Origin of the sequence: Acidovorax sp. 99 (assembly GCF_003096455.1) — a bacterium.
In the GTDB taxonomy this organism is placed as follows: Bacteria; Pseudomonadota; Gammaproteobacteria; order Burkholderiales; family Burkholderiaceae_C; genus Acidovorax; species Acidovorax delafieldii.
The window spans coordinates 3,508,524-3,534,474 of sequence record NZ_QEKU01000001.1; the positions used below are offsets into that span (position 1 = coordinate 3,508,524).

General features: G+C 62.6%; 18 protein-coding genes. 8 read left to right on the forward strand and 10 right to left on the reverse strand.

The features are described from left to right. Nucleotides 1-49 precede the first annotated feature (49 nt). Entirely contained in the window at nt 50-6,034 is a 5,985-nt protein-coding gene (locus tag C8C95_RS16285; protein WP_116749252.1) for an MG2 domain-containing protein, read from the forward strand. A 70-nt stretch (nt 6,035-6,104) separates the two neighbouring features. After that, entirely contained in the window at nt 6,105-6,473 is a 369-nt protein-coding gene (locus C8C95_RS16290; protein WP_207780611.1) for a hypothetical protein, read from the forward strand. A 527-nt stretch (nt 6,474-7,000) separates the two neighbouring features. Here C8C95_RS16290 and C8C95_RS16300 read toward each other — a convergent pair. The 9 genes from C8C95_RS16300 to C8C95_RS16340 form a co-directional block, all read right to left on the reverse strand. After that, complete coding sequence (locus tag C8C95_RS16300) at nt 7,001-8,653, reverse strand: GTPase (RefSeq protein WP_116749255.1); 1,653 nt, start codon at nt 8,651-8,653, stop codon at nt 7,001-7,003. Between the two features lie 11 nt (nt 8,654-8,664). After that, nucleotides 8,665-10,488 (reverse strand): dynamin family protein, encoded by a 1,824-nt coding sequence (locus C8C95_RS16305; RefSeq protein WP_116749256.1) that lies wholly within the window; start codon nt 10,486-10,488, stop codon nt 8,665-8,667. Nucleotides 10,489-10,500: 12 nt separating this feature from the next. Then, nucleotides 10,501-11,100: a hypothetical protein gene (locus C8C95_RS16310; protein ID WP_116749257.1), complete on the reverse strand. Its 600-nt coding sequence runs from the start codon at nt 11,098-11,100 to the stop codon at nt 10,501-10,503. A gap of 10 nt (nt 11,101-11,110) precedes the next feature. Continuing rightward, the gene (locus tag C8C95_RS16315) at nt 11,111-11,932 is read right to left on the reverse strand and encodes a GTPase (protein WP_116749258.1); all 822 of its coding nucleotides are present in this window, start codon (nt 11,930-11,932) and stop codon (nt 11,111-11,113) included. A gap of 415 nt (nt 11,933-12,347) precedes the next feature. Next, nucleotides 12,348-12,680, reverse strand: coding sequence for an SHOCT domain-containing protein (locus C8C95_RS16320; RefSeq protein ID WP_116749259.1), 333 nt, complete (start codon nt 12,678-12,680; stop codon nt 12,348-12,350). Nucleotides 12,681-12,736: 56 nt separating this feature from the next. Next, nucleotides 12,737-13,594 (reverse strand): WYL domain-containing protein, encoded by an 858-nt coding sequence (locus C8C95_RS16325; protein ID WP_165836551.1) that lies wholly within the window; start codon nt 13,592-13,594, stop codon nt 12,737-12,739. A gap of 398 nt (nt 13,595-13,992) precedes the next feature. Continuing rightward, nucleotides 13,993-14,982, reverse strand: coding sequence for a hypothetical protein (locus C8C95_RS16330; protein WP_116749261.1), 990 nt, complete (start codon nt 14,980-14,982; stop codon nt 13,993-13,995). A gap of 4 nt (nt 14,983-14,986) precedes the next feature. Then, on the reverse strand, nt 14,987-15,331 hold the full coding sequence (locus C8C95_RS16335) for a hypothetical protein (RefSeq protein WP_116749262.1): 345 nt from the start codon (nt 15,329-15,331) through the stop codon (nt 14,987-14,989). 12 nt (nt 15,332-15,343) lie between these two features. Continuing rightward, nucleotides 15,344-15,895: a TM2 domain-containing protein gene (locus C8C95_RS16340; RefSeq protein ID WP_116749263.1), complete on the reverse strand. Its 552-nt coding sequence runs from the start codon at nt 15,893-15,895 to the stop codon at nt 15,344-15,346. A 292-nt stretch (nt 15,896-16,187) separates the two neighbouring features. On the opposite strand from C8C95_RS16340, the gene pbpC reads away from it, so the two are divergent. The 3 genes from pbpC (at nt 16,188) to C8C95_RS16355 (ending at nt 22,188) form a co-directional block, all read left to right on the forward strand. Further along, the gene (gene pbpC, locus C8C95_RS16345) at nt 16,188-18,506 is read left to right on the forward strand and encodes a penicillin-binding protein 1C (RefSeq protein ID WP_116750322.1); all 2,319 of its coding nucleotides are present in this window, start codon (nt 16,188-16,190) and stop codon (nt 18,504-18,506) included. A gap of 84 nt (nt 18,507-18,590) precedes the next feature. Beyond that, nucleotides 18,591-20,879: a diguanylate cyclase gene (locus C8C95_RS16350; RefSeq protein ID WP_116749264.1), complete on the forward strand. Its 2,289-nt coding sequence runs from the start codon at nt 18,591-18,593 to the stop codon at nt 20,877-20,879. 142 nt (nt 20,880-21,021) lie between these two features. Further along, nucleotides 21,022-22,188 (forward strand): alpha-hydroxy acid oxidase, encoded by a 1,167-nt coding sequence (locus tag C8C95_RS16355; protein ID WP_116749265.1) that lies wholly within the window; start codon nt 21,022-21,024, stop codon nt 22,186-22,188. A gap of 15 nt (nt 22,189-22,203) precedes the next feature. On the opposite strand, the gene C8C95_RS16360 is transcribed toward C8C95_RS16355, so the two are convergent. After that, on the reverse strand, nt 22,204-22,617 hold the full coding sequence (locus tag C8C95_RS16360; protein ID WP_116750323.1) for a c-type cytochrome: 414 nt from the start codon (nt 22,615-22,617) through the stop codon (nt 22,204-22,206). A 246-nt stretch (nt 22,618-22,863) separates the two neighbouring features. On the opposite strand from C8C95_RS16360, the gene C8C95_RS16365 reads away from it, so the two are divergent. The 3 genes from C8C95_RS16365 to C8C95_RS16375 all read left to right on the forward strand — a co-directional run bounded on the left by C8C95_RS16365 (nt 22,864) and on the right by C8C95_RS16375 (nt 25,941). After that, nucleotides 22,864-23,439, forward strand: coding sequence for a sigma-70 family RNA polymerase sigma factor (locus C8C95_RS16365; RefSeq protein WP_099729648.1), 576 nt, complete (start codon nt 22,864-22,866; stop codon nt 23,437-23,439). A gap of 7 nt (nt 23,440-23,446) precedes the next feature. Continuing rightward, the gene (locus C8C95_RS16370; protein ID WP_108499992.1) at nt 23,447-24,238 is read left to right on the forward strand and encodes an anti-sigma factor; all 792 of its coding nucleotides are present in this window, start codon (nt 23,447-23,449) and stop codon (nt 24,236-24,238) included. Nucleotides 24,239-24,387: 149 nt separating this feature from the next. After that, complete coding sequence (locus tag C8C95_RS16375) at nt 24,388-25,941, forward strand: DUF4331 domain-containing protein (protein WP_116749266.1); 1,554 nt, start codon at nt 24,388-24,390, stop codon at nt 25,939-25,941. The last annotated feature ends 10 nt before the right edge of the window (nt 25,942-25,951 follow it).

Genomic DNA, 25,951 nt, shown 5'->3' on the forward strand with positions numbered 1-25,951 from the left:
TACGCTTGCCGGTTCCTTCGGAGGGGATAGCGTGAACGCAAAAAAATGGATGTTGGCCGCCAGCCTGTCTCTGGTGGCCTGGGGGGCCCAGGCCCTGCAGATCACCAGCTTCTCGCCCCAGGGCGAGGTGGCGCGCGTGCGCCAGGCGGTGGCCAAGTTCGACGCTGCTGCGGTCAATTTTGGCGACCCCAAGGCGCCCGCGCCGCTGAGCCTGAGCTGCAGCGACGCCAGCGTCACCAAGGGCACGGGCCGTTGGACCGGCGAGCGCGAGTGGGTGTTTGACTTCGAGCGCGACCTGCCGCCAGGCGTGCGTTGCACCGCCAGCGTCAAGCCGGGCTTCAAATCGCCCGCTGGCGCAGAACTGACGGGCGCCAAGAGCTATCAGTTCAATAGCGGCGGGCCATTTGTGCAGAACCTCCGCCCCAGCACCTACGAGCAGATCGACGAAGAGCAGTTCTTTGTGCTGTTCCTCAATGGTCCTGCCACCACGGCCAGCGTGCAGAGCAACGTGTGGTGCACGGCCGAGGGCGTGGGCGAGCGCATCCCCGTGCGTTTGATCGAGGGGGCGCAGCGCGCCGAAATCCTCAAGGGCCTGGGCCTGGAGAAAGACGCAGCACGCGAGCCCCTGTCCTTTGCCACGCTGGCCTGCAACCGCCGGTTCACCTCGGGCTCGCGCATGCAGATCGTGTTCGGCAAGGGGGTGGCCACCCCCAGCGGAGTCGCCAACACGGTGGAAAAACGCTTTGACTTCAAGGTGCGCGAGCCGTTCTCGGCCGAGTTCAACTGCGAGCGTGAAAACGCCCAGGCGGCCTGCCTGCCCATCCGGCCGATGATGCTGTCGTTCAATGCGCCCGTGCCGCGCAAGCTGGCCGCAGCCATTCGCCTCAAGTCCGCCAAGGAAACCCTCAAGCCCCAGATCGACGGCGGCGCAGAAGGCGCCCAAGCCGATGCCCTGGTCAACAGCCTGCAGTTCAATGCGCCCCTGGCCGAGAACACCGCCTTCACTATCGAGCTACCCAAGGACTTCAAGGACGCCTCGGGCCGCCCGTTGCGCAATGCGGACAACTTCCCGCTCAAGGTGTCTACCGGCGGCATGCCGCCGCTGGCCAAGTTTGCGGCGGCGCCGTTTGGCATCGTGGAGCGTTTTGCCGAAGGCCCCGCGTCCGACAACCCGCCTGCGCTGCTGCCCGTAACGCTGCGCAACGTGGAGGCTGCCCTGCGTGCGCAGGGCCTGCAGGCGGGCACTGCCACAGCCAGCGCGCCAGCGGGCAAGGTGAGCACGCTCAAGCCCCGCACCGATGCGGACATCATTGCCTGGTTCCGCAAGGTGCAGCGCTACGACAACTATGTGGTGAACCGTAAGCAGGCGCGCCAAGACGTGACCGGCCCCCTGCCCAAGGTGCTGGATGACGACAAGGAGTACGTGCAGTCGCGCATGCTGTCGCTGCTGGCGGGCAAGGGCGGCGTCAAGACGCTGGACCTGCCCAAGCCCGCGAGCAACGACCCGCGTCCGTTCGAGGTGGTGGGCATTCCGCTCACGCCCGGCTTCCATGTGGTGGAGATCGCGTCGCAAAAGCTCGGCGCCTCGCTGCTGGACGACCGCCATGGCGAAGGCCGTACGATGTATGTGCGCACCTCGGCGCTGGTGACCAACCTGGGGGTGCATTTCAAGCTCGGCCGCGAAAACGCCATGGCCTGGGTCACCACGCTGGACAAGGGCCAGCCCGTGCAGGGCGCCACAGTGCGCGTGTCGGACTGCCGGGGCAACGAACTGGCCAACGCCACCACCGATGCCCAGGGCATAGCCCGCATCGAAGGGCTCTCGCCCGAGCCGCCGGGCTGCAATTCCAATTCTGAGGAGGAGGCCGGCCAGTCGTACTTTGTGAGCGCCCGCCAAAAGGGGGTGGATGGCGTGGAAGACATGGCCTTCACTTGGAGCGACTGGCAGCGCGGCATTGAGCCCTGGCGCTTCAATGTGCCCACCAGCCGGTCTCCATCGCCGGACGAGCGCGCCCACACCATCTTGGACCGCACGCTGTTCCGCGCTGGCGAAACCGTGTCCATGAAGCACCTGCTGCGCGCCGAAACGCGCCAGGGCTTTGCCCTGCCAGGGTCGCGTCCCGACACCCTGGTCATCACCCACATGGGCAGCGGCCAGCAGTTCACCCAGCCCCTGGTGTGGCGCGGCACGGCCACGGGCGGGCTCAGTGCGCAAAGCACCTTTGCCATTCCGCCAGCAGCCAAGCTGGGCGTGTACCAGGTCGAGTTTGCGGGCAATGGCACGATGAACGGCAACATTGCGTCCGGCTCGTTCCGGGTGGAGGAGTTCCGGCTGCCTGTGCTGGAGGGGCGCATTGCCCCGGTCGATAAAAAGGCGCTGGTGCGCGTGCGCTCGGTGCCCACCGACGTGCAGATCAACTACGTGGCCGGTGGTGGCGCAGCCAACCTGCCGGTGCGCGTGTCAGCCCTGGTGCGCGGCAAGTCCCTGGAGTTCAGCGACTACGACACCTTCCGCTTCAGCCCGCCCCGCAAGCGCGAGCAGAGCAATGCCAACAGCGACGACGAAGAAGCCTCCGCCAGCCAGGACGCGCGCGTGATTGCCGACAAGCTGCCGCTCACGCTGGACAAGAACGGTGCGGGCAAGGTCACCATCGACAACGTGCCCCAGGCGCGCCAGCCGCAGGAGCTGCTGCTGGAGGCCACCTATGCCGACCCCAATGGCGAGGTGCAGACCCTGCGCAGCACGCAAACGCTGTGGCCCGCCGGTGTGGTCGCGGGCATCAAGACCGAAGGCTGGGTGTCTGCGCGCCAGAAGATTCGCTTCCAGGCGCTGGCGCTGCAGCACAACGGCAAGCCGGCGGCCGACACCTCGCTGCAGGTGCAGGCCGTGGCGCGCATCACCACCACCACGCGCAAGCGCATGGTGGGCGGTTTCTACAGCTACGACAACCAGACCGAAACCAAGGACCTGGGCACGCTGTGCACCGGCAAAAGCGACCCGCGCGGCCTGCTGCTGTGCGAGGCCAAGCTCGACGAGGCGGGCGAGGTGGAACTGGTGGTCACGGCCACGGACAAGGACGGCAACACCAGCGTGGCCGCTTCGTCGGTGTGGGTCACGCGCCAGGGCGAGCTGTGGTTTGGCGGCGAAGACCATGACCGCATCGACCTGCTGGCCGAGAAGAAGAGCTACCAGCCCGGCGAGACCGCCAAGTTCCAGGTGCGCATGCCGTTCCGCTTTGCCACGGCCCTGGTGGCCGTGGAACGTGAGGGCATCATCGACACGCAGGTGGTGCAGCTCAACGGCCAGGACCCCACAGTGAGCCTGAAGGTGCAGCCCGACTGGGGCCCCAATGTCTACGTGAGCGTGCTGGCCTTGCGGGGCCGCCTGCGCGAAGTGCCGTGGTACAGCTTCTTCACCTGGGGCTTCAAGGCGCCGCGCGAGTGGTGGACCTCGTTCTGGTACGAAGGCAAGGAATACCAGGCGCCCACGGCGCTGGTGGATCTGTCCAAGCCCGCCTACCGCCTGGGTGTGGCTGAAATCCGCGTGGGCACACAGGCCCACCAGATTGATGTGAAGGTGCAGGCTGACAAGGAGAGCTACGCCGTGCGCGGCAAGGCCCAGGTCACCATCACCGCCACGCTGCCGGGCGGCAAGCCCGCCGCCAACGCCGAAGTGGCCCTGGCCGCCGTGGACCAGGCGCTGCTGGAGCTGATGCCCAACAACAGCTGGAACCTGCTCGAAGCCATGCTGCAGCGCCGCAGCTGGGGTGTGGAGACATCGACCGCGCAGATGGAAATCATCGGCCGGCGTCACTACGGCAAGAAGGCCGTGCCCGCTGGCGGTGGTGGGGGCAAGTCACCCACGCGCGAGTTGCTGGACACCCTGCTGCTGTGGGAGCCCGCACTCAAGCTCGACGCCAACGGCCAGGCCAAGGTCACCGTGCCGCTCAACGATGCGCTGACCACCTTCAAGATCGTGGCGGTGGCCGATGCGTCCACCGGGCTGTTTGGCACCGGCAGCACCAGCATCCGCGCCACGCAGGACCTGCAGATCATCAGCGGCCTGCCGCCGCTGGTGCGTGAGGACGACCAGTTCCGCGCGCAGATCACGCTGCGCAACACCACCAAGGCCGCCATGAAGGTGGAGGTGGCACCACGCGCCACGTTGCTGGACCTGAAGCCGCAGACCATCGACATCCCGGCCGGAGAGGCGCGTGAGGTGGCCTGGGACGTGACCGCCCCCGCGCAACTGGCGCAAACGCGCGCCGAGGCCATCCTGTGGGAGATCGAAGCCAAGGACCAGGTCAGTGGCGCCCGCGACGCCCTCAAGGCCCGCCAGCGCATCGTGCAGGCGGTGCCGCTCACGGTGCAGCAGGCCACGCTGGTGCAGGTGGACGGTAGCTACAACCTCGATGTGAACCCACCCGCCGACGCATTGCCCGGCCGGGGCGGCCTCAAGATGTCGCTGCAGCCCAAGCTGGCCGAAGGCCTGCCCGGCGTGCGCGACTGGTGGGCGCGCTACCCGTTTGCCTGCCTGGAGCAAAAGACCAGCAAGGCCGTGGGCCTGCGTGATGGCGCGCTGTGGCAGACCGTGGTGGCGCAGTTACCCACCTACCTCGACAGCGATGGCTTGGCCAATTACTTCCCGCCGCGCGACGGCGACGCCAACCGGGGCAGCGACACCCTGACGGCCTATGTGCTGGCCGCCACGCACGAGGCCGCCAGCATCAACCCCGCGTTTGCCTTGCCCGACGAGGCCCGCGCGCCCATGGAGCGTGGCCTGATCGCGTTTGTGGAAGGCCGCATCCAGCGCAACTTCTGGAGCCCGCGCAAGGACCTGGACATGCGCAAGGTGGCCGCGCTCGAAGCGCTGTCGCGCTACGGCAAGGCCCAGGGCCGCATGGTGAGCAGCATCACCATCGCGCCCAACCAGTGGCCCACCCACACGGTGATCGACTGGGTGAATGTATTGAGGCGTGTGGCCGATGTGCCCGAGCGCGACAAGCGCCTGGCCGAGGCGATGCAGATCCTGCGCGGCCGCCTGTCGTACCAGGGCACCAAACTCATCTTCAGCACCGAGCAGGACGACTACTGGTGGTGGCTGATGCAGAACGGCGACGTGAACACCGCCCGCCTGATGCTGGCCGTGATGGACGACCCGGCCTGGAAGGACGACATGGGCCGCCTGGCCAACGGCTTCATCAGCCGCCAGCAGGCGGGCGCCTGGCACACCACCACGGCCAACCTGTGGGGCGGCCTGGCGCTGGAAAAATTCAGCGCCAAGTTCGAGGCCACACCCGTGTCGGGCACCACCAAGGCCAGCATGAGCGGCAACACCGCCAGCGTGGACTGGAGCAAGGTGGACCGCGTGAAGGCATCGGACGCCACCGGCGCTCCCAACCAGATCACCTGGTTTGGCGCGCCCGCATCGCCCGGCAACCTGAAGAACAACGGCATGTTCCTGCCATGGTCTAGTACTGCAGGCAAGACGGGCGGCAAGGAGCAGCTGGCCGTCACGCACCAGGGCCCGGGCAAGCCGTGGCTCACGCTGCAGTCGGTGGCGGCCATCGATCTCAAGGCGCCGTTCGCGGCGGGCTATGCGATCAAGAAGACCATCACCCCGGTGGAGCAGGCCAACAAGTCGCTGCCCGCCGGCCAGTACACACGCGGCGACGTGCTGCGCGTGACGCTGGAGGTCAACGCCACAGCCGACATGACCTGGGTGGCCATCACCGACCCCATCCCCGGCGGCGCCACCATTTTGGGCAGCGGCCTGGGCCGCGACTCCGAGATCGCCACGCAGGGCGAAAAGAAGAGTGGCGCAGGCTGGCCTGCGTTCGAGGAGCGCAGTTTTGAGTCCTTCCGCAGCTACTACGAGTACCTGCCCAAGGGCACCGTCAAGATGGAGTACACCGTGCGCCTGAACAACGCGGGCGACTTTGCGCTGCCACCGAGCCGCGTCGAGGCCATGTATGCGCCCGAGATGTTTGGCGAGTCGCCCAACGCACGGGTGAAGGTGCAGGTGGCCAAATAAGCCGCGACACCCAACGCCCTGACGTCGCCATGCACCGCCACGCCCATCGCCCACGCCAGGCCTGCATGCCATGAGCCTCAGCGTCTTTCTGGAGCTGCGGTTCTGGCTGCTGGTGGGGTTCTCGCTGGTGCTGCCGGTGGGCATTTATGCACTGCTGCTGGTCACCCGGTCGATCTCGCGCTGGGCGGTGCTGGGGTTTGGTGTGGCCCTGGTGCTGATCGCGGGGGTGGATGTGTACCTGCTGCAGTCCATGGCAGCACAGGCCAAGAGCACGCCGTCGCTGGCCGACGATGCGTGGTTCAGTTCCGAGCTGACGATTGCGCTCTACCTGCTGCCGGTGGTGTTCGGCGGTATCGGCGTCAACCTGATCTCGCACGTGCTGCTGCGCCACCTGACCGAGGCGGAGAAGCGGTTTGATCGGGAGCACCCGGATGAGTGAGTGGGCAGTGGCAATCGGTGCATGGTGGCGTCTTCGGTTGCTGGTGCGATCATGTGCAGCCCTTGGCTGGACCCGAATCAGTTGTCAAGGAATCCGTGACAACTGCCGCAGATGGCAAAAAGTACAGCACCCAGCACTCCCCTGCGCGCTGCGGCCAGCTCAGATTTGGGCGTATGCGTAGGGAGAATGGGTAGCGTTGCTGGTTATGAGGCTTGATGGCGTTGCGTGAGAGCTATATACAGGGCCAAATGCTAGAACTCACAAACTCTGACAAACCTCTGAATTGATCTTCACAAAATCATCCCATTCAAATAAATGGGAAAGATTCTGAGAATAATATTCCTCAACCCGGCAGACCAGTGGGCGATCTGTATAGATCAGGCACATATTGTTGGCTTCATCGAAATGCCTGCATATCGAATCACCGCGATCCAACCAAGATGTTTCAGGGCTCCTATCCACCTGTCTGCAACACTTGCCGCAGCCATTGCATGGAAAGGGTCGCCGGGTTGCGTCGGCGCTTGCTGTCACGCGCTCAATGCCTGTTGCTGGATAGTCACCCATTTTTGCAGGCGTTCGCTGGCCAGTCTTTCTGTATCGCTGAAACCTTCGCGCAGCTTGTCCACTTGGGCGTTTAACTGGGCAAAGAATCCATCGATTTCTTGCAGGATATTTTCGCGCATGAATTGCTTGAAGCCATCGGCCAGTTCTTGCGCAAAGTCATCCATTTGTTGCTCTGCCCGCTCACGTGTAAGGCGTTGTTTTTCCATGTGTTCGCGCATTGCTTTTTCTTCAGGGTCGCCGGAGAACATATCGAATACCGCCATCCCCACCGTGACGACGGTGCCAATGTAGGGAACGTATTTGGTCATCACGGTTCCGGCCCATTTTTCCATGGTCTTGGGGCCAATCCCCTTCATGAGTGATGGCAATATTTCCTTGACTGTTTTCAGTGTGCTGACGATGTGCTCCGGCCTGACCATCGAGGCCATTTGCTTGGAAGCCTGTGCCGCCATCTCGGCGGAAATACCTGAGGATTTTTGCGCTCGTGGCATGGGTTGCTCCAAGTCTGGCGCATTTTCTGTTGCCGGAATCTCATTGGCATGGGTGTATGGCCCCACCTGAGGCATGGTCGCCTGCAACTCCTCGATGTCTGCTTGTGCGATGGCGACAACCTCCTGCAGTCGGTTGCTCAGGTGCCTTTGCATCTGTTCGCTGGCCTGCTGCAGGATGCCTTCGATTTTCTGTTGGCAATCTTCCGGGCTGGTGCGCAGGGCACGTTTGGTTTTATCGTAAATCGCTTGCCGTTCCCTCTCGATTTCATTCACCATGTCAGAAGACAGTCGCGATTTATCCCGAACCATTTGACGCAGAAATTTGTCGAATTTTTTCGTGATGTCGGCATCGCCTTTTTGGCTGCCCAGCACTTGCACCTGGGTATTCAAAAATTCCACGAGCTGGTGCTTGAGGCGGTCATATACATCGTCGGGAGAAATACCATCCAGAAAATCCGTGAGCTGGTTTTTAAATGCGAGGTGACCACTCAATTCCACCAATTCGGGCTTGCCCTTCAATTGTCCTTGCAAGGCGCGTTTGGCATTGATTTTGACAATTGGCACTTCCTTGAGGATATTACCCATGCCGCGTTGCGTTGCAATCCGCTGGAGTTGCTCGCGGGTTTGGTCTTTGAGCTTGATGTAATCCTCGTCGCTCAATCCCTTCTTGTCGTTGAACACCATGAACACCTGCTTGTGCGCCGCCAGCAGATCCACCAGCACTTCCAACGTCTTGGATTCTTCAACAGTGCCCAGCGGATCGACCACAAAGATGATCGCATCTGCCTTGAGCATCTGGGCGTTGGTTACGTCTTCATGCGCAATGGGGGCGTCCACACCGGGGGTGTCGAGAATGCTGTATTTGTCCCAGGCGTAAGCAGTTACCTGGTCGGTCAAGGGAATGTCATCCATTGCGGCCTCTTCCCGGCCCAGCAGCACATTGATCAAGGTGCTTTTGCCTGCGTTGTAGACGCCATAAACCATGATGCAGGCATCTGGCTTGCACTTTTTCTCTTCAAATACGTGCTCAACTGGCGCGAAGGGTGTGGCTAATTCTGAATCGATTGCGGCGTAAGCACGGGCCTGTTCGTAGGCGCCTAGCAATTGGGTGGAATTGATTTTCATGATCTTGGATTTCAAAGTGCGAGCTGGGTTTTGTTGAGAATTTTCTGCAACTCTGAATCGAATTGCGCCATTTCGGCAGACAGTTTATTCAAAAGGGTTTTGATGCTGCCCTCAAACTCCTGCCATAGGTTGGTGGAGTTTTTCTGCAACAGTACGTCGAGCGCTTCGCAGTGGGTGTCCAGCAGTTTGCGTCGAATGTCCTGCAAGTTGTCGCCCACGGTGATCTGAACATCGCGGTAGCGAATGCTGGCGCTATCGCCAGTGGCACTCCCCAGCCCGCCTCCCACCATCGAGCCGACAGCCGCTCCAGCAGGTCCTGCGACCAAAAAACCGATTCCTGCACCCAAGAGAGAGCCTATGCCTGCATTGCGCTTTTTGGTGCCCGAGCGTATGCCAGCCTCCACCTGTTCAGTAATGGTGTCGAGCTTGAAATCGGGAATCCGGGTCAACAGGCTGTGCTGGTAGGTGCTTTTGACGCTGGCTTGAAACTCTTTGGTTAAATCATCCGCAATAGCTTGCAGTCGCTCGTTGGTGATTTCCTGGAATTTCTCTCCGAGCTTGCTGTTGAAATTTTTTAATTGGCTGTTAATACGATCCGCATCGTCCCTGCTATTCTCCATGCCGACAAAGAATGTGTCGATGAAACGTTTCAGATCGTTTTGACCCTCGCGGCTGTGCTGAGAGATTTGGTTTTCGAGGCTTTCATCCAATTTCCGCATTACTGGACTGAAGCCGGCAATCAGCTTCTGGTAGGGCTCCAGATCGTTCTCGCAGTTCACCAGAAAATGGTGCAGATTTCTCATGGGGACGCTCTGCTTGATCTTGACACCTTCGGATTGGCAAATGTCTTGCAATGTTGCGCAAAAGGGGCCTATACCGCTGTCTAGAAAGGCTGCCTGGTCATTGGCGTGCTCTTGGGCGTAGCGCGACGAGATGGAGACGATTTCCAGCTTGTTGGAATCTGGGAGCTCCTTTAATTCCCCGCGTACATAGTCTTGCTGTTTAGCGCGCCGTGCAGCGTCTTTCATGACGATGCATTGAATCAAATCACCGCTGTCGTCGACATCTTCCTCAATGTCGTCGCTGCCCGTGAGCAGCAGCAGCGTTCTTTTGTCTTTGTGGATGAGATCTCGGATTTCTGCCAGATCGCTGGCGCGTCCCGGCGCATCCGACTTCATGGTGTAGAGGATCAGGTCGGCATGGTCTAGGTATTCACGGGCCAGGTTGCCATTTTCTTCTTTCAGGGAGTGCAGGCCCGGCGAATCCACCCAAGTCAGACCCGGCAGGCTGAAACTCTGGATGGAACTGGTAGCCTCAGTGGCGCCGACCCGGAATTCACGCTTTTTCTCAGCCTCTTTGGGGCGGTCTCCACCTTCTACCTCCACCTTGGCGTGCGATTGGTACTTGGGGTAGCGCTCTGGTAGCGTCTGGCGTTTGGTGTCGTCCGTGGGGTCGGTATGGCCCCAGGCCATGTAGTTGCCCAGCGAGCTTTTGCCAGACTTGACTTTGCCAGTGACAAAAACCAGCAGCGAATCTTCAAACCCTTGACGGAATTCGACACCTTTTTGACGCCCTGCCACCTTGACGTCCCACTCGCGACTGGTTTGCGTCATGGTTGCCACGAAGTTGTTCAACGGCGCTTGCAGGGGGTTGGCTAGGGGCAAGCTTTTTTGCGCATTCTGCAAATGGCTGGAGATGGCCTGCACCAGTTTGGCGCGCGAGGCGTCGAATCCCTGTTCTAACGCCTGGGCATTTTTCAGTGAGCTGGTGAATTGCGATTCCAGCGCGCCGAACGATGCCAGCAGTGCCTCCCGGGTGATGGATTTTTCTGTCATGGTGAGATTTTTTTATGTGTGGGTTGATGCAGTTTCGTTCCCCAGCTTCTGGAGCTGGGTCTTGATTTTTTTCAGTGTTTCGATGCTGTCATCGATGCGTTCAACCCGTTCTTCCTTTTTTCTCAATGCCGCTCCGTATTGAAATGCTGGTTTGTATAGTTCAGAAAATATGGCTAGGTTTTCAATGGTTTTTTGGTGCGATGCCCTCTTGGTGAGAATCGTCTCTAGGCTGTCAATGGTGGCGAGGAGATCGGCGTCTCTTACGGATGCCTCTTCCATATCAAATTGCATGCTGCGTTTTTTCAAGTCGAAATCCAGCGCAAAGGCGTCGCGCGAGCTGACTTTTACGAAGTCAGAAGGCAGCGCCTGCGCCAGGTTTTTGCCAAATACTTGACCTTCTTTCTGAAAGTCTTCGTGCGCGGCCTCCTGCTTTTGCGTGCGCTCACGCTCTTTGCGCTCTTTGTCTGCGGCCTCCTTGCGGCGACGCTCTGCGTCATCGCTGTCGCTAGAACTGCCTGAATTGCTGGATTTGTCGTCGTCGCTGAGGGCGTAGGCGGCAACTGCTGCGGCTGCGGCTGCGACAAGGCCACCAATCAGAAAAGGAATTGGCATAAGAGTCTCCTTAAATCTTCTTGAAATTGGATGCGCTCTCGCTCAGGAAAGCCTGTAACTGCTCCATCTGCGCATTGAAATGGCAGAACTGTTCGCTGATGTCTTGCTGTATGGCGGCTTTCTCATCGCGCAGTTCTTGCGTCAGGGTGTCTATTTCGACCAACAGCGTCTCGATACTCGTGGCCAGTTTGTTCTGACGTGCCTGGCGGATTTTGGGGGATGTTTTTTTCAGGTGTTGCGCCAGTGCGTCGATATGACTAGCCTGAATCAGTCCATCTTTTTGTTGGCTGATACCTGTTTTATAGCGGGTGTTTGATACCTGAAAGGTGGTGAAGACGGTACCCAACTTCTCTTGGCACTGTTTCTGAATTTCCTTGTCGATGGCATCTATTTTGGATTCGGGCTCTTTGTCGATCTTGCTGATGACGATGACGACGCTGTTCTTGGCAGATTTTCCGAAGCTATCTTTCAATTGACGCAGAAAAGCCAGTTCACGCGGATCCAGTTCACCCTGTGGTTGATGAACGAAAAGCACGATATCGGCCTCAGCGATGCCTTGCTGCGCAATGGCATCGTCTTGGGCGTTGGCATCCAGACCTGGAGTGTCCAGGTAAATGTATTGCTCGGTTTCCAGCGTTTTGTTGGCGGTGGTTTCACGCTGATCGGCAGTTTTGAAATATTCCTGATCAATTTGCTGGGTGAGCATGTTGAGCAAATAACTTTTGCCCGCATTCATGAGCCCGCAGACTGCAATGACCGGTTTACTGGGCGTTGAATGCGCAACCAGCGCAATACTCGCTGAGCGGTTTTTAATGTCGAGAATTTTTTTCATGAACTATTTAGGCAGAGGTTCAGGTTTTCTACAAAGAATTTCTTTGAACTCTTGAAACTCTTGGCTCAGCGTTTTCTTGTCATTTCGATCAGCACACAGGCGGCTGACCACAAAATCCTGGGTATGGGGAAAGGTTGATGGGCGGGTTCGACGGCCGTGCCGTCACAAACAGTGCACCCCGCTGCCCAAACAACGTCCGAATTCCCGGGAATCCATTGCGTGCTCCCGCATTTCGCGCACCGAAGGCGCATGGGGCCGGTGGGAACTGGCATTTATTTCCTCCTTTTCTCGGTTTTGGTGTGTATCACTATTGATCCGACGCGGTTTATTCCAGAGTATCGAAAGCGATGTCCCTCAGCTTGCCCTGGCTTGGGCTACCTCAGCCCGAAGGGGCTCATGAATAAATTCCGCCGGATCAATAGCGCTGCCGCGCAGTGGTCTTGGTACCGACCAGCAGGCATTGCTTCATGCCATCGAACTCTTCCTGCGTCAGGGCGCCCTGCTGATATAGCGTGAAGAGTTCGCGCAGCACCTCTATGCTGTGTTGGAGGGGCGAAGAAGCCTCGGTAGCTTTCACCGTGACCGGGGATTGCGAGTTGGGTGAGGATGGCGCCGCTGGTGCGCTGTCGTTTGCCCCTTCGGTCAGCCGCGAGATCCCGTGCTGAATAACCTGCACCCCTGCCGAAATCCCATACAGCACACAGCCAATGGCGAACAGCCCCAGCAGAAAAAGAATGAATTGGCCCATGGTGCTTGCTCCTTGTTCGGTTCAGTCAATCAATGTGTGAATGGGGTTGGTTCGGCTCAGTCGCCCCACTTAGCCATCGCCTGCCGTAGCCCCTCCACCAGCGCTGCATGCCACTCCACTGGCTTGACGATCCGCACATTCGGCAGCCAAAACCGCACGACCGGCAGCAACTGATTCACATGGTTGATATGGGTTGTCACCAGCAGCGAGCCATCGGCATCTGCCCGGTGCTGCTGCTGGGGCAGCAACTGGCGACGGGCGAAGTAGTGGGCGGCCTCGGGCGCCACGCGCAGCAGCACTTCGGTGGTGCTTTCGGTAAACCACACGTCGTCCTTGGTGTTGATGTAGTCCAGGTGCTTAGGCTTGGGTGCAAAGCGGCTGGTTTCATTGACCTGTAGCGCTTCGATCAGCGCCACGCTGAAGTTTTTGAGCCGTCCGGCTTCTTCAGCGGCCAGGTACCACACACCGTTCTTGTGGATGAGCCGGTACGGTTGAGCGTGGCGCGGCGTGCCCTTGTAAGTAAAGTGGCATTCGCGGTGCTGCTCCACGGCAGTTTGCAGTTGGGCGAATGCCGGGCCTTGCGCGCGCAGGTCTTCGTGCGGTATGGGTTGCACATGCGTGGCACGGCGGGGTTCGGGGGTATCGAGCTGTTCCAGCAGGTACGGCAGGCTGCGGTCTGGAAACAGTTGCGCGGTGCCCGCCATGCGGGTGTAGTCGTGCAGGTGCCGGGCCGGGATGGTGCTGCGTTGTTGAGGGACCAGCTGCCAGCGCCCGTCGGCAGTGTGTTCAACGATGCCGTGCAGGCGGTCAGACAGGTCGCGCTCGATGGTGCGCACGCTGACCTTGTATTTCTCGGCGAGCCAGCGCTTGTCGATGTCATCGCCTTGGTGCAGTAGCGCCAGAATTTTTGACAAGCGCAGGGCGAGTTTGGTGACCGTGGGGCCTCTGGTGGATTTTGGCTTTGACTCAGGCAGTGGCTTGGCGGCGGGCATGTATTTGGGCTGGGCGGTAGTGTTGCGACAGAAGGCTGGTTGCAGGGCGCGACACGCTGTGTCGCGGCGCGAGGTGAATCTTTCTGTCGGTATTTGTAACGCAATGCGTCTTTGCATTCTGCCCGCATATTTTTGAAAGTCACGACACGCTTGCGCATGCGTGAAAAGAGCAGGGATGGAGTCATTCCGATGCGCGTGCAGTTGAAGTGTTGACGAACATGGTGCGGCACGCATCGGAGCAAAAGTGTCGGAAGGATTTTTCAAAAATTAGCCTGTAGCACTTTCTGGATAAGCGCTGGTAGCTATGCTTTTTGGGTATTTCAGTTTCGTACAGATATCTCATGCACCTGCCCCTGGCGCAGCACGAAACGATGCAGCTGCATGTGGGCGCGCCGTTGTTCCTCCTCGGGTTCGAACGGGCCGCGTGAGCCATTCATCGTGACGATTGGTTCGTGCGAGCCGCCGTGGCCTTCGTCAATTGCGACGGTGGCGATGTTGGTGCAGGTGCCGAACTCCGGTGTCACCCCGATGCCCTGGGGCGACAGGGTTGCGAAGCGGTAGAGCGCGGGGCACGCGGTGCCTCCGGTGTCCTGCAACAGCACGATGTCCTGCCCCTCCAGCTCGAAGTGCGCCACGATGTGGAGGGCCGAATTGCCTTGTACTGGTTCAGCTGCGGCTGGCGACGGGACGGGCGTGGATGCCTGTGTCTGGGGCGGCGTGCGTCCTAGCAGAGCGAGCAGCTTTCCGCGTACTTGGCTCCACCAACCTTGCCACCATGCTCTGACGTGCTCCAGCAGTGTGAGCGGGGCATTGTTGGGTACCGGGCTGGCTTGTGGTGCAGGCCCGGCGGTTTGGGGCTGGCTGGCCAGCACGGGGCGGTCATTGAACAGCAGCAGGTGTTCTTCAGTAATGGCAAGTTGCCCGTGGCGGGTGCTGAGTTGGCGCTCGCTCATGGGCAGGCTGGGCTGCATGTAGGCGTTAGTCGCCTGCGTGATGAGCCACCAGCCGGAAGGTTGGATGCTAAATGGCAGTTGTCCGGTCAGGCTTTCAGGCGGCTCAACGCTGCTGGCGCCTTCGGCGACGCAGTGCAAACCGGGCAGGCAGTGGGCAAGGATGGCCTTCCCGGCTTGAGAGGCGTTGGCGAAGACTTGGCCGATCAGGTCGCCCGATTCGGGGCTTACGGCCCACAGCACAGAGTGGACTGGGCCGCGTTCGAGCGTGCCTTCCAGCGTTTCAGCCCGAGCACTGGGGCACCCCAAGGCCAGGGCCAGCGCCGCAACCTGTGGAATGAAGGGATGGAGAAGTTTCATGGGTTCAGCTTTCCAGGAGTGCGCCGAGCAGAAAGATCAGCACGGTACCGATCAGCCCTGTGGAGGCGAACACGGTGCCAAGCACACCGAAAAGCTTGCTGCGCCCCGCTTGCACCAGGGCGGCGATTCCAAGTCCCAGTGCCAGGACGTGGGCCAGTGCCGTCAGCGCCAGTAAGAGACCCACCAGGACGGCTCCGGCGGATTCCTCGTCCATGCCGCCGGGTTGGGATTCGATGACGCCCGCAATGCCGAGAAGAACGACCAGCGCAGCGCCCGCCGCCAGGCTGATGATGAAAGATGCGATGCCCAGCCCCGAATGGGGCCGAGTGGGGATGACGTTGTAGTGCATGGTGGCCCCGGCTTACCAGAAGAAGGCGAAGGGGCCGGGCCGCGCGGCCTGATAAGCGAGTACCTTGGCGTCGAACTCGACATCGCTCATCCAGATGTAGCGGATGCTTTCCACCACGATGAACGCGAAGGCGGCAAAGTACAGCAAGCCGCCCAGCGGTGGCACCAGCGCGAACAAGATGCCGATGACCATGGGCACGCCCAGCAGTTGCACCAGCCCCCAACCCCAAGCACCCATGTAGAAGCGGTGTGCACCGAAGAAGCCCAAGAACAGGGCGAGCAAAGTGACCACGGGTTTACGCTTCGGCCGCAGTGCTAGCGGCGGGCCGGACGGTGGCGCGGGAATGGGGGCCGCTGGAGCAGCGGTTGGCATGGGGTCGGGCAGGGCAAGTTGCACCTGGCGCGGACGGTTTTCGGAGTCAAGCATGAAGCTCACGGCCATGCCACGGTCCGGCGGCACGACGTCCTGCCAGTCGCTGATGTGAAAGAGAATACGCCGCCCGTCTTCTGTGACGATTGCGCCTGCTTCCTTTTGTTCGTTGAAAACAAGAATCTGTCCTCTCATGCTGCGTCCTTTGGGATTGGTATTTGTTTTGGCTTTCGGGCTCTGTCCAGCAAGCGCAAGCAGCTCCTATTTTTGATAGTCGATGCTTGTTGATGTCGCTGTGAACGAGACTTTAAAAAGCCGGTGCGACAGGGTGTGTCGATGCGTGGCTGCGTTGCGTCGAAATGCCCCGGTGAACACAGGGGGCCATGAGCCACCGCACACCTCCGCGCATTGAGCCCCTTGGCGTCTGCTACAAACCGGAGTGGCCTTTCTTCATTCCTCATTCGTTTTATGTAGTCGTGCACGGGCCATCGTCCTGGCGCTGGCAGCTTGCGCGCCTGCGGCCTGGGCGCTGCCAGTCTTCGACGAAGTGCGCGCCGACTTCCGCCCCTCCGACACCCTCATCCTCTCCCGCGAAGGCGAGGTACTGCAGCGCCTGCGCACCGATGCCACCGTGCGACGCGGCCAGTGGGTGCCTTTGGCGGAGGTGTCGCCCGCCCTGCGCACGGCCCTGGTGCTCAGCGAGGACAAGCGCTTTTTTGAGCACAGCGGCGTGGACTGGCGCGCCGCATCGGCCGCTGCCTGGGGCAACCTGTGGAACCAGCGCACGCGGGGGGCCAGCACCATCACCATGCAGCTGGCGGGTTTGCTCGACGGCGACTGGCGCCAGGGCCCTGGCGGGCGCACCGTGGTGCAAAAGCTGGGGCAGACGGTGGCCGCCCAGGTGCTGGACCGGCGCTGGCGCAAGGACCAGATCCTGGAGGCGTACCTCAACCTGGTGCCGTTTCGCAGCGAGCTGGTGGGCATCGATGCCCTGAGCCGCACTCTGTTTGACAAGGCGGCCCACGGCCTGGACGACCGCGAAGCCGCGGTGGCAGCGGCCCTGGTGCGCGCACCCAACGCAAGGCCTGCGCTGGTGGCACAGCGTGCCTGCGGCGTGCTGCGCGACATGCAGCAACGCCCCTCCACCCCCGCCTCGCCCGCTGCACCGGCGGTGCGCGTGGACTGCGACGCGCTGGACCTGTTCACCACGGCCGCATTACAACGCCGCGCTTTTGATGCCAGCGAGGGTGTGGCGCCGCACTTTGCACGCTACCTTCTGCGCCAGCGGGACAAGGACAGCGCTGTGCCCGAGCGGGTGGCCACCACCCTGCGCGCGCCGTTGCAGCGTTTTGCGATGCAGAGCCTGCAGCAGCACCTGCGCGAGTTGCGCGGGCGCCATGTGGAAGACGGCGCGGTACTGGTGCTGGACAACGCCACGGGCGCGGTGCTGGCCTGGGTGGGGTCATCCGGCCAGCTCAGCCAGGCCAGCGAGGTCGACGGGGTGCTGGCGTTGCGCCAGCCGGGCTCCACGCTCAAGCCGTTCTTGTACGCCCAGGCGATTGCCGAACGGCGGCTCACGGCGGCCTCGCTGGTGGAGGACTCGCCCGCGCAGATCACCACGGCGGGGGGGCTCTACATTCCGCAAAACTACGACCGCCAGTTCAAGGGCTGGGTGTCGGTGCGCACGGCACTGGCGGCGTCGCTCAACGTGCCCGCCGTGCGCACGCTGGTCATGGTCACGCCCGATGCGTTCCACCGGCAGCTCGGGGCCATGGGATTGCCGCTGCGTGAAAGTGGTGACTACTTTGGCTACAGCCTGGCACTGGGCAGCCCCGAGGTACCGCTGCTGCACCTGACCAATGCCTACCGCACGCTCGCCAACGGTGGGCGGGCGAGTCCTGTTGCAGTCACGCTCGCCAACGGCGGGCGTGCCAGTCCTGTTGCAGCCACGCTTGCCAATGGCGGGCGGGTGAGCGCCGCGGCCCCGGCCATCGACCCACGCGCTGCCTACATCGCGGGTGACATCCTGTCCGACGGCAATGCACGCGCCCGCACCTTTGGCACCGACAGCGTGTTGGCCACCCGCTTCTGGACGGCGGTGAAAACCGGCACCAGCAAGGACATGCGCGACAACTGGGCGGTGGGCTGGTCCGAGCGCTACACGGTGGGTGTGTGGGTGGGCAATGCCAGTGGCGCGGCCATGCACGAAGTCAGCGGCACCAGTGGTGCGGCGCCCATCTGGGCAGCGGTGATGGGCTTTCTGCACGCCCGCGAGCCCAGCCGGGCGCCCAAGGCCCCTGGGGGCCTGGTCAGGGCGGCTGTGCGGTTTGGTCCGGGCCAGCCGCCCTCTGCAGGCGTCCCCCAGCCACTGGAAGCTGCGCGCGACGAATGGTTTGTGCCTGGCACGCAGCAGTCTTTGTTTGCTATTGATTCAATAGCTTCCGAGCCATATTCCACTAGCGCATCTGGCCAAAATGTCTCCAAAAGCGCTGCCTCGACCCCTACGGCGCCTCCTGCAGGTGCCTCTGCCCGCATCACCGCCCCGGCATCCGGCACGGTGATCGCGCTGGACCCGGACATCCCGCCGATGCGACAGCGCCTTCAGTTCACCGCCACGGGCGATGCAGTGCAGTGGCGGCTGGACGGCAAAACCCTGGGCCGGGGGCCTCGGGTGGCCTGGATGCCGTGGCCTGGGCGGCATGTCGTGCAGATCACGGATGCCCAGGGCAAGGTGCTGGACGAAGTCCGGCTGGAGGTGCGTGGTGCCGGTGTGGTGGCAGCGCCCACCCGGGCAGGTGCGCATTGACGCTGACAAATCCGAGGAATACGGTGTGAATTCGGGCCAAGTCCCGGTTAAGGCGACTGTTTAAAATAGTTACAAACTATCCCTATGCCCTCGCTTCGCCAGTTTTTCTCTCACCGCCTGATCTGGCTGGCTTTGCTGGTGGCTTTGGGTATTGGGGCATTGTTCGCCCGCACCATCTGGACCATTCGCGACGACGAGTGGAACTACGCGGTGCAAACCAACGCCAACCTGGCCCGCACCCTGGAGCAGGGCCTGGCCTGGTCGCTGGACTCGTTCGATAAATCCCTGGAAGGCGTGGCCCGCGAGGTGTCGCGCCCGGAGGTGTGGGCGTTGCCCCCCGACCTGCGCTCGCGGGTGGTGTTTGACAACTCGCTGCGCGCGCGCGGCGCGGGTGATGTGCTGGTGCTGGACGCGCAGGGCAACGTCATCCTGGACTCGGGCGCCAATGCCCCCCGCCGGGTCAACTTTGCCGACCGCGACTACTTTCTGGCTTTTCGCGACCGGGGCGAACAAGGGCTGTTCTTCGGCAAGCCTGTGCCTTCGCGGGTGACGGGCCTGAACATCCTGCCCATCTCGCGGGGCTACTACAACGCAGACGGCAGCTTTGCCGGGGTAGTGGTGGGCGCGATCCGCCTGAGCTACTTCAACGAACTGTTTGGCTCTCTGGACCTTGGCCCGAACAGCGGCATCAACCTGTTCAGGCAGGACGGGGTGGTGATCTCCCGCTTTCCGTACGGTGATTCGGACGTGGGCAAAACGATTGCCGGCTCCCCCAACCTGTTGCGCTTCCAGACCGAGGGCGCGGGTTCTTTTGTGGGCAAGGCGGCGCTCGACGGCGTGGAGCGCCTCTACTCCTTCCGGCCTGTGGGCAACTACCCGCTGATCCTGAACGTGGCGCAGTCCACCGACACCATCCTGGCCAAGTGGAGCCGCAGTGCCTGGGTGCTGGGTGGCTTTGCCGTGCTGCTGATGCTGGGGAGCCTGGGGCTGGCCCTGATGTTTGTGCGCGAGCTGCTGCTGCGCCAGAAGGTGTCCGCGCGCCTGGCCGAGGCCGAACACGACCTGCGCACGACGCTCGACAACGTGCCCTCGATGATTGCCTACTGGGATGCCAGCATGCACAACCGCTTTGCCAACCGTGCGGCGCTGGAGGAGTTCGGCACCTACCCGGCACCGGTACGGGGCCGCCATATCAGCGAGCTGCTCAGCGAGGCCCGCTATGCGGCCAGCAAGCCCAATTACGACTTGGCGTTGGCAGGAATGCCACAGCGCTTTGAACGGACGGACGAGGACGCACGGGGCCAGCCGCGTCACAGCATCGTCTCGTACCTGCCTGACACCGATGCGCGCGGCGTGGTCACCGGGCTCTTTGTGCAAGTGACGGACATCACCGAGCGCAAGCGCATGGAGAACGAGCTGTTCGACGAGAAAGAGCGCGTGCGCCTCACCTTGCAATCCATCGGCGATGCCGTGGTCTGCTCGGATGCCAAAGGCATGGTGACCTACCTCAACCCCGTGGCCGAGCGCCTCACGGGCTGGCAGGCGTTTGATGCGGCCGGGCATAACGCAGACGAAGTGGTCAGCCTGCGTTGCCCCGACAACGACGAACCTTTGCCCAACACCTTGCGCACCGCGATTCAGCAAGGCGCGGCCACAGAGCCCGTGCGGGGCGTGCTGGTACACCGCACCAGCGGCCAGCGCTTCCAGGTGGAGGAGACGGCCAGTGCCATCACCGACCGCCATGGCGCAGTGACCGGCGCGGTGGCGGTGCTGCGCGATGTGACCGAGGCCGTGGCCATGGCCGAGCGCATGTCCCACCTCGCGCAATATGACGCGCTCACCGACCTGCCCAACCGCGTGCTGCTGCAGGACCGCGCCCATCTGGCCATGGCCCAGGCGCGGCGTGACGGCAAGTCTCTGGCGGTGATGTATCTGGACCTCGATGGCTTCAAGGAAGTCAACGACCGCCTGGGCCACGATGTGGGCGATGTCCTGCTGGTGCAGTTTGCCCAGCGCCTGCAGGCAGCGGTGCGTGCGTCCGACACGGTGTGCCGGCAGGGGGGCGATGAGTTTGTGGTGCTGCTGCCGGGGCTGGATGGGGTGGAGCCTGCCTGCCTGGTGGCGCGCAAGATCCTGGCGGCCTGCGACGCAGCGTTTGATCTGGCTGGGCAGCCGGTGCGGGTGGGCGTGAGCGGCGGCATTGCGCTGTTCCCGCAGCACGGCAGCACGTTCGATGAGCTGTCGCGCCATGCTGACGGCGCCATGTATGCGGCCAAACGCGGCGGGCGCATGCGCTTTATGCTGTACCAGGGCCCGGATTCCGATCCCGAGGTGGTGTTGCCCGAGCCCTCTCCAGTGGCCGCGGCCCAGTAGTCCGCCTGCTGGTGTCGGGCGTCCGGGTGGCATGGCGCTGTCCGTCGCTGGAAATTTGTTGCAAGCCGTCGAAAAAATTTTGATGGCTGGCCCCCGCGCCACCGCCTACCATTCGGCGCATTCCCCATCCTGGAGAGCCTGCGTGCCCAATCTGTCCAAAATCACCTGCATCGAAGACCTGCGTGTCATTGCCCAGCGCCGCGTGCCGCGCATGTTCTATGACTACGCCGATTCGGGCTCGTACACCGAGGGCACCTACCGCGCCAACGAGAGCGACTTCCAGCGCATCAAGCTGCGCCAGCGCGTGGCCGTGAACATGGAAGGCCGCACGACCCGCACCACCATGGTGGGGCAGGACGTGGCCATGCCCGTGGCCATTGCACCCACCGGCCTCACCGGCATGCAACATGCCGACGGCGAGATCCTGGGGGCCAAGGCGGCCAAGGCGTTTGGCATCCCGTTCACCCTCTCGACCATGAGCATCTGCTCCATCGAAGACGTGGCCGAACACACGGGCCGCCACCCGTTCTGGTTCCAGGTGTATGTGATGCGGGACCGCGACTTCATCGAACGCCTGATCGACCGCGCCAAGGCGGCCAACTGCTCGGCGCTGCAGCTCACGCTCGATCTGCAGATCCTGGGCCAGCGCCACAAGGACATCAAGAACGGCCTCTCGGCCCCGCCCAAGCCCACCATCGCCAACCTCATCAACCTGGCCACCAAGCCGCGCTGGTGCATGGGCATGCTGGGCACAAAACGCCGCAGCTTCGGCAACATCGTGGGCCACGCCAAGGGTGTGGGCGACCTGTCGTCGCTGTCGTCGTGGACGGCCGAGCAGTTCGACCCGCAGCTCAACTGGGGCGATGTGGAGTGGATCAAGAAGCGCTGGGGCGGCAAGCTGATCCTCAAAGGCATCATGGACGCTGAAGATGCGCGTCTGGCCGTCAACAGCGGTGCCGACGCACTGATCGTCAGCAACCACGGTGGGCGCCAGCTCGATGGCGCGCCATCCTCCATTGCCGCACTGCCAGGCATTGCCGCAGCAGCGGGCAAGGACATCGAGGTGTGGATGGACGGCGGCATCCGCAGCGGGCAGGATGTGCTCAAAGCCCGCGCTTTGGGCGCGCAGGGCACGCTGATTGGCCGCAGCTTCTTGTACGGCCTGGGGGCCTACGGCGAGGCGGGCGTGACGCGTGCGCTACAGATCATCCAGAAAGAGCTGGACATCACCATGGCGTTCTGTGGCCATACCAACATCAACAACGTCGATTCGTCGATCCTGCTGCCCGGTACCTTTCCCACGGCCTGAGCGGCTGAAAGCCCTTTACCGGGCGGCCGTCGCCGGCGCCGGCAGGCGTTTGAGCGTGGCCAGGTAGGCCACCACGTCCTCGCGGCCCTGCGCATCGTCGAGCTGGTAGTCCATGCCCTGTCCGGGGATCAGCGCCTCGGGGTCGGTCAGCCAGGCCTTGAGCGTGGCACGCGTCCACAGCAGCTTGCTTGCGCGCAGCGCGGGCGAGTAGTCAAAATCCTTCAGTGCGCCCGCGCGGCGCCCCACCACGCCCCGGTGCGCCGGGCCGTCTCCATGCTGGTCCGGGCTGTGGCAGCTGCTGCAATGCGCCGCGTACAGCGCAGCGCCACGCTCCACCGACTGGGCCGCGGCGGGGCTGTGGGCCCCCCACAGCAAGGTGGCCGCAACGGCAACCCAATGAACCGGGGACAGTGGGCGAGGCAGAGGCATGGCGGGCAGCATGGGGTGGAAAGCGCGAGCGTTGTGGGCAGAGGTGACTCTGGCAGTACGGACGATCCCGCCGCCTGGATTCATGCCCATTGCGGTTGGGGTGCCCGATACCCCGACTACACCAACTTACCGGGCCAGGGCACTGTTTTTGTGTCCGGCGACATCCAAAGTGCCTGCTGTGGCGTATTCACCTACAGCAAAGCCCCGCAAGGCCTGCCAACCCGATCAATCCAAGACAATGGGCGCATGAGCACCCTCCACCCAGACAGTGAACTGATGGACCTCCTAGACCGCATCGCCGCGCAGGACGACTCCGCGCTGAAAAAGCTGTACGAGCGCACCTCGTCGCAGCTTTTTGGCCTGGCCCTGCGTATCGTCCGCAACCGCGATGCGGCGGAGGATGTGCTGCAGGAGGCGTTTTTGACCATCTGGCGCGGCGCGGGCAACTACCGCGCATCGCTGAGTCCGCCCATGGCGTGGATGGGTTTGATCGTGCGCAGCCGGGCGCTGGATGCCCTGCGCAAGCGCACTACCGACCGGTCCGATCTGATGAACGAGCTGGATGACGAGATGGCGCAGACGCTGGAGGGCGATACGCCCAACCCCATGGACGCCGCCGATGCCAGCGAGCAGGCCTTTGCGCTGCACCACTGTCTGGGAAAGCTCGATCACAAGCAGCGCGAAGTGGTGAGCCTGGCCTACCTGCGCGACCAGAGCCACGGGGAGCTGGCCGAGCAACTCAAGCTGCCGCTGGGTACCGTCAAGACCTGGATCCGTCGGGGCCTGGAACAGCTGCGCACCTGCATGGCGCGTTTTGCGTGAGGTTGCCATGAACATTACCCAACACCCCGAACTGCTCGACCGCCTGGCTGCCAGCTACGCCCTGGGCACACTGCGTGGCGGCGCCCGCCGCCGATTTGAAAGCCTGGCCCGCGAACACGCCACCGTGCGCGCTGCAGCGCTGGTCTGGCAGACCCGCTGGTCCGGCCTGACCGAGTTGCAGCCCGCCATCCACCCCGCGCCCGCCGTGTGGACGCGCATCGACAACCTGGTGCAGGCCGACCGGGCTGCGTCCGCCATGCAAGCTGCCCGTGTGCACCAGGCCGCAGAGGCCCCAGGTGGCTGGTGGCGCAACCTGCTGGTGTGGCGCGGTGCGGCAGCTGCGGGCGCCATCGCCACGCTGGCGGCTGTGGTGGTGGGCGTGCAGGTCAATGGAGGCCTGCGTGCCACCACGGGCGCGCAGATCGCCGCACTGCAGCAACAACTGCAAGCCACGCCCCAGATCCAGTACGTGGCGGTGTTGGCCGATGACAAGGCCGACGCGTCGATGCTGGTGACGTTCGACCCCAAGAACAACCAGCTCGTGCTGCAGCGCGTGGGCGGTTTCCAGGAGGGGACGGACAAGTCCTTACAACTGTGGGCGCTGCCGCCCGCTGGCGGCCCGCGCTCATTGGGCGTGCTGGGGCAGGACAAGCTGCTCAAGCTGGTGGCCCAGGAGGGCGATGTGAAAGAAGTCCCCACGCTGGCCATCAGTCTGGAACCCAAGGGTGGTGTGCCCAGCGCCACAGGTCCGACCGGGCCGGTGCTGTTCAAGGGCGCTCTGATCCGCAAGGCCACCTGACACCTGGGTTTCAGGCAGTTGCGTACAGGTCTGGAAGAACCGGTGGCAAAAGAAAAGAATAGTCGCCACCGTTGAATCCACGGGTTTCTCTTCGTCGTATTCAAGGTGGGGTGCTTGGCACCCCACCTTCCACCTACGAGGAGATCCCCATGCCATTGAAAAAAATCAGTCTGGCCGTGCTGGCTGTTCTGGCTGCCAGCACAGCGGGCGTCAGTCTGGCGTCCAGCCACCGCGAGGCACCGTTCATCACGACCCAGCCCAAGGTTGACGGCAGTGACTTCTACCTGTTCAACAGCTACGAACCGGGTCGAGCGGGTTTTGTCACCATGATCGCCAACTACCTGCCGCTGCAGGATGCCTATGGCGGCCCCAACTACTTCAGCCTGGACTCGAATGCGCTGTACGAGATCCACATCGACAACAACGGCGACGCAGCGGAGGACATCACCTTTCAGTTCCGCTTCAAGAACACGCTGAACAATGGTGGCAACGGCATCATGCTCGATATCGGTCCTGATGGTGCCCGCAAGAAGGTGGCCATTCCGCTGCGCAACGCCGGTGGCATCAGCGGCGCAGCGGGCGACCCGCTGGCTTACCGCGAAGAGTACGAGCTGTTCATCGTGCGCGGTGACCGCCGTACCGGCAAGCGCGAGCAGATCACCATGGCCGGTGGGGGTACCACCTTCACCAAGCCCATCGACTACATCGGTGAAAAATCGCTGGGCAATGCGGCCGCCTACGACGCCTATGCCGGCAAGTATGTGTATGGCATCAACATCCCCGGCTGCTCCACCCCCGGCAAGGTGTTTGTGGGCCAGCGGCAGGACCCGTTCCCGGTGTCGCTGGGCACCATCTTTGATCTGGTGAATGCACCTGCCGCCGTCATCACCAGCGAGTCGAATGCTGCGGCCTTCGGCGCGGGCCAGATTGCCAACAAGAACGTGACGTCGCTCGCGGTGGAAGTGCCCACCAATTGCCTCACGGCGGCATCGGGCGAGAAGGTCATTGGCGGCTGGACCACTGCCAGCCTGCGCCAGGCCCGCTTGCTCAATGGCAAGCCAGACTCGGGCCTGCAGACCAGCGAGAAGGCCGGTGGCGCATGGACGCAGGTCTCGCGCCTGGGCATGCCGCTGGTCAACGAGGTGGTGATTGGCCTCAAGGACAAGGACAAGTTCAACGCGTCCAAGCCCAAGGATGATGCGGCCAACTTTGCGGACTACGTGACGCACCCCACGCTGCCCGCGCTGGTCGAGACGCTGTTTGGCGCCAAGGCCCCCACGAACTTCCCGCGCACCGACCTGATGACGGCCTTCCTCACGGGGCTGCCCACCGTCAATCGCCCCGGCAACGTCACCGGCCTGGGTGCTGGAGGCCCCCTGGCCGAAATGCTGCGCTTGAACACGGGCATTGCCGCCACGGCTGCGGCTGCGCAGAACTCGCTGGGGGTGGTGGCAGGGGACGCGGCCGGCTTCCCGAACGGCCGCCGCTTGGGCGACGACGTGGTGGACGTATCGCTGCGCGTGGCCATGGGTGCGCTGTGCACGGCGACGGGTGCCACGGACACGCTCAAGGTGGGCTGCAAGCCGGGGGATGCCCCGGCAGGAGGGGTAGCGTTTGTGGACGGCTCGCGCACCAAGGCGACCGACTACCGTACGGCATTTCCGTACGTGAACCCACCGCTGCCCGGTGCCAAGAACTTCTGATCCGAAGGAG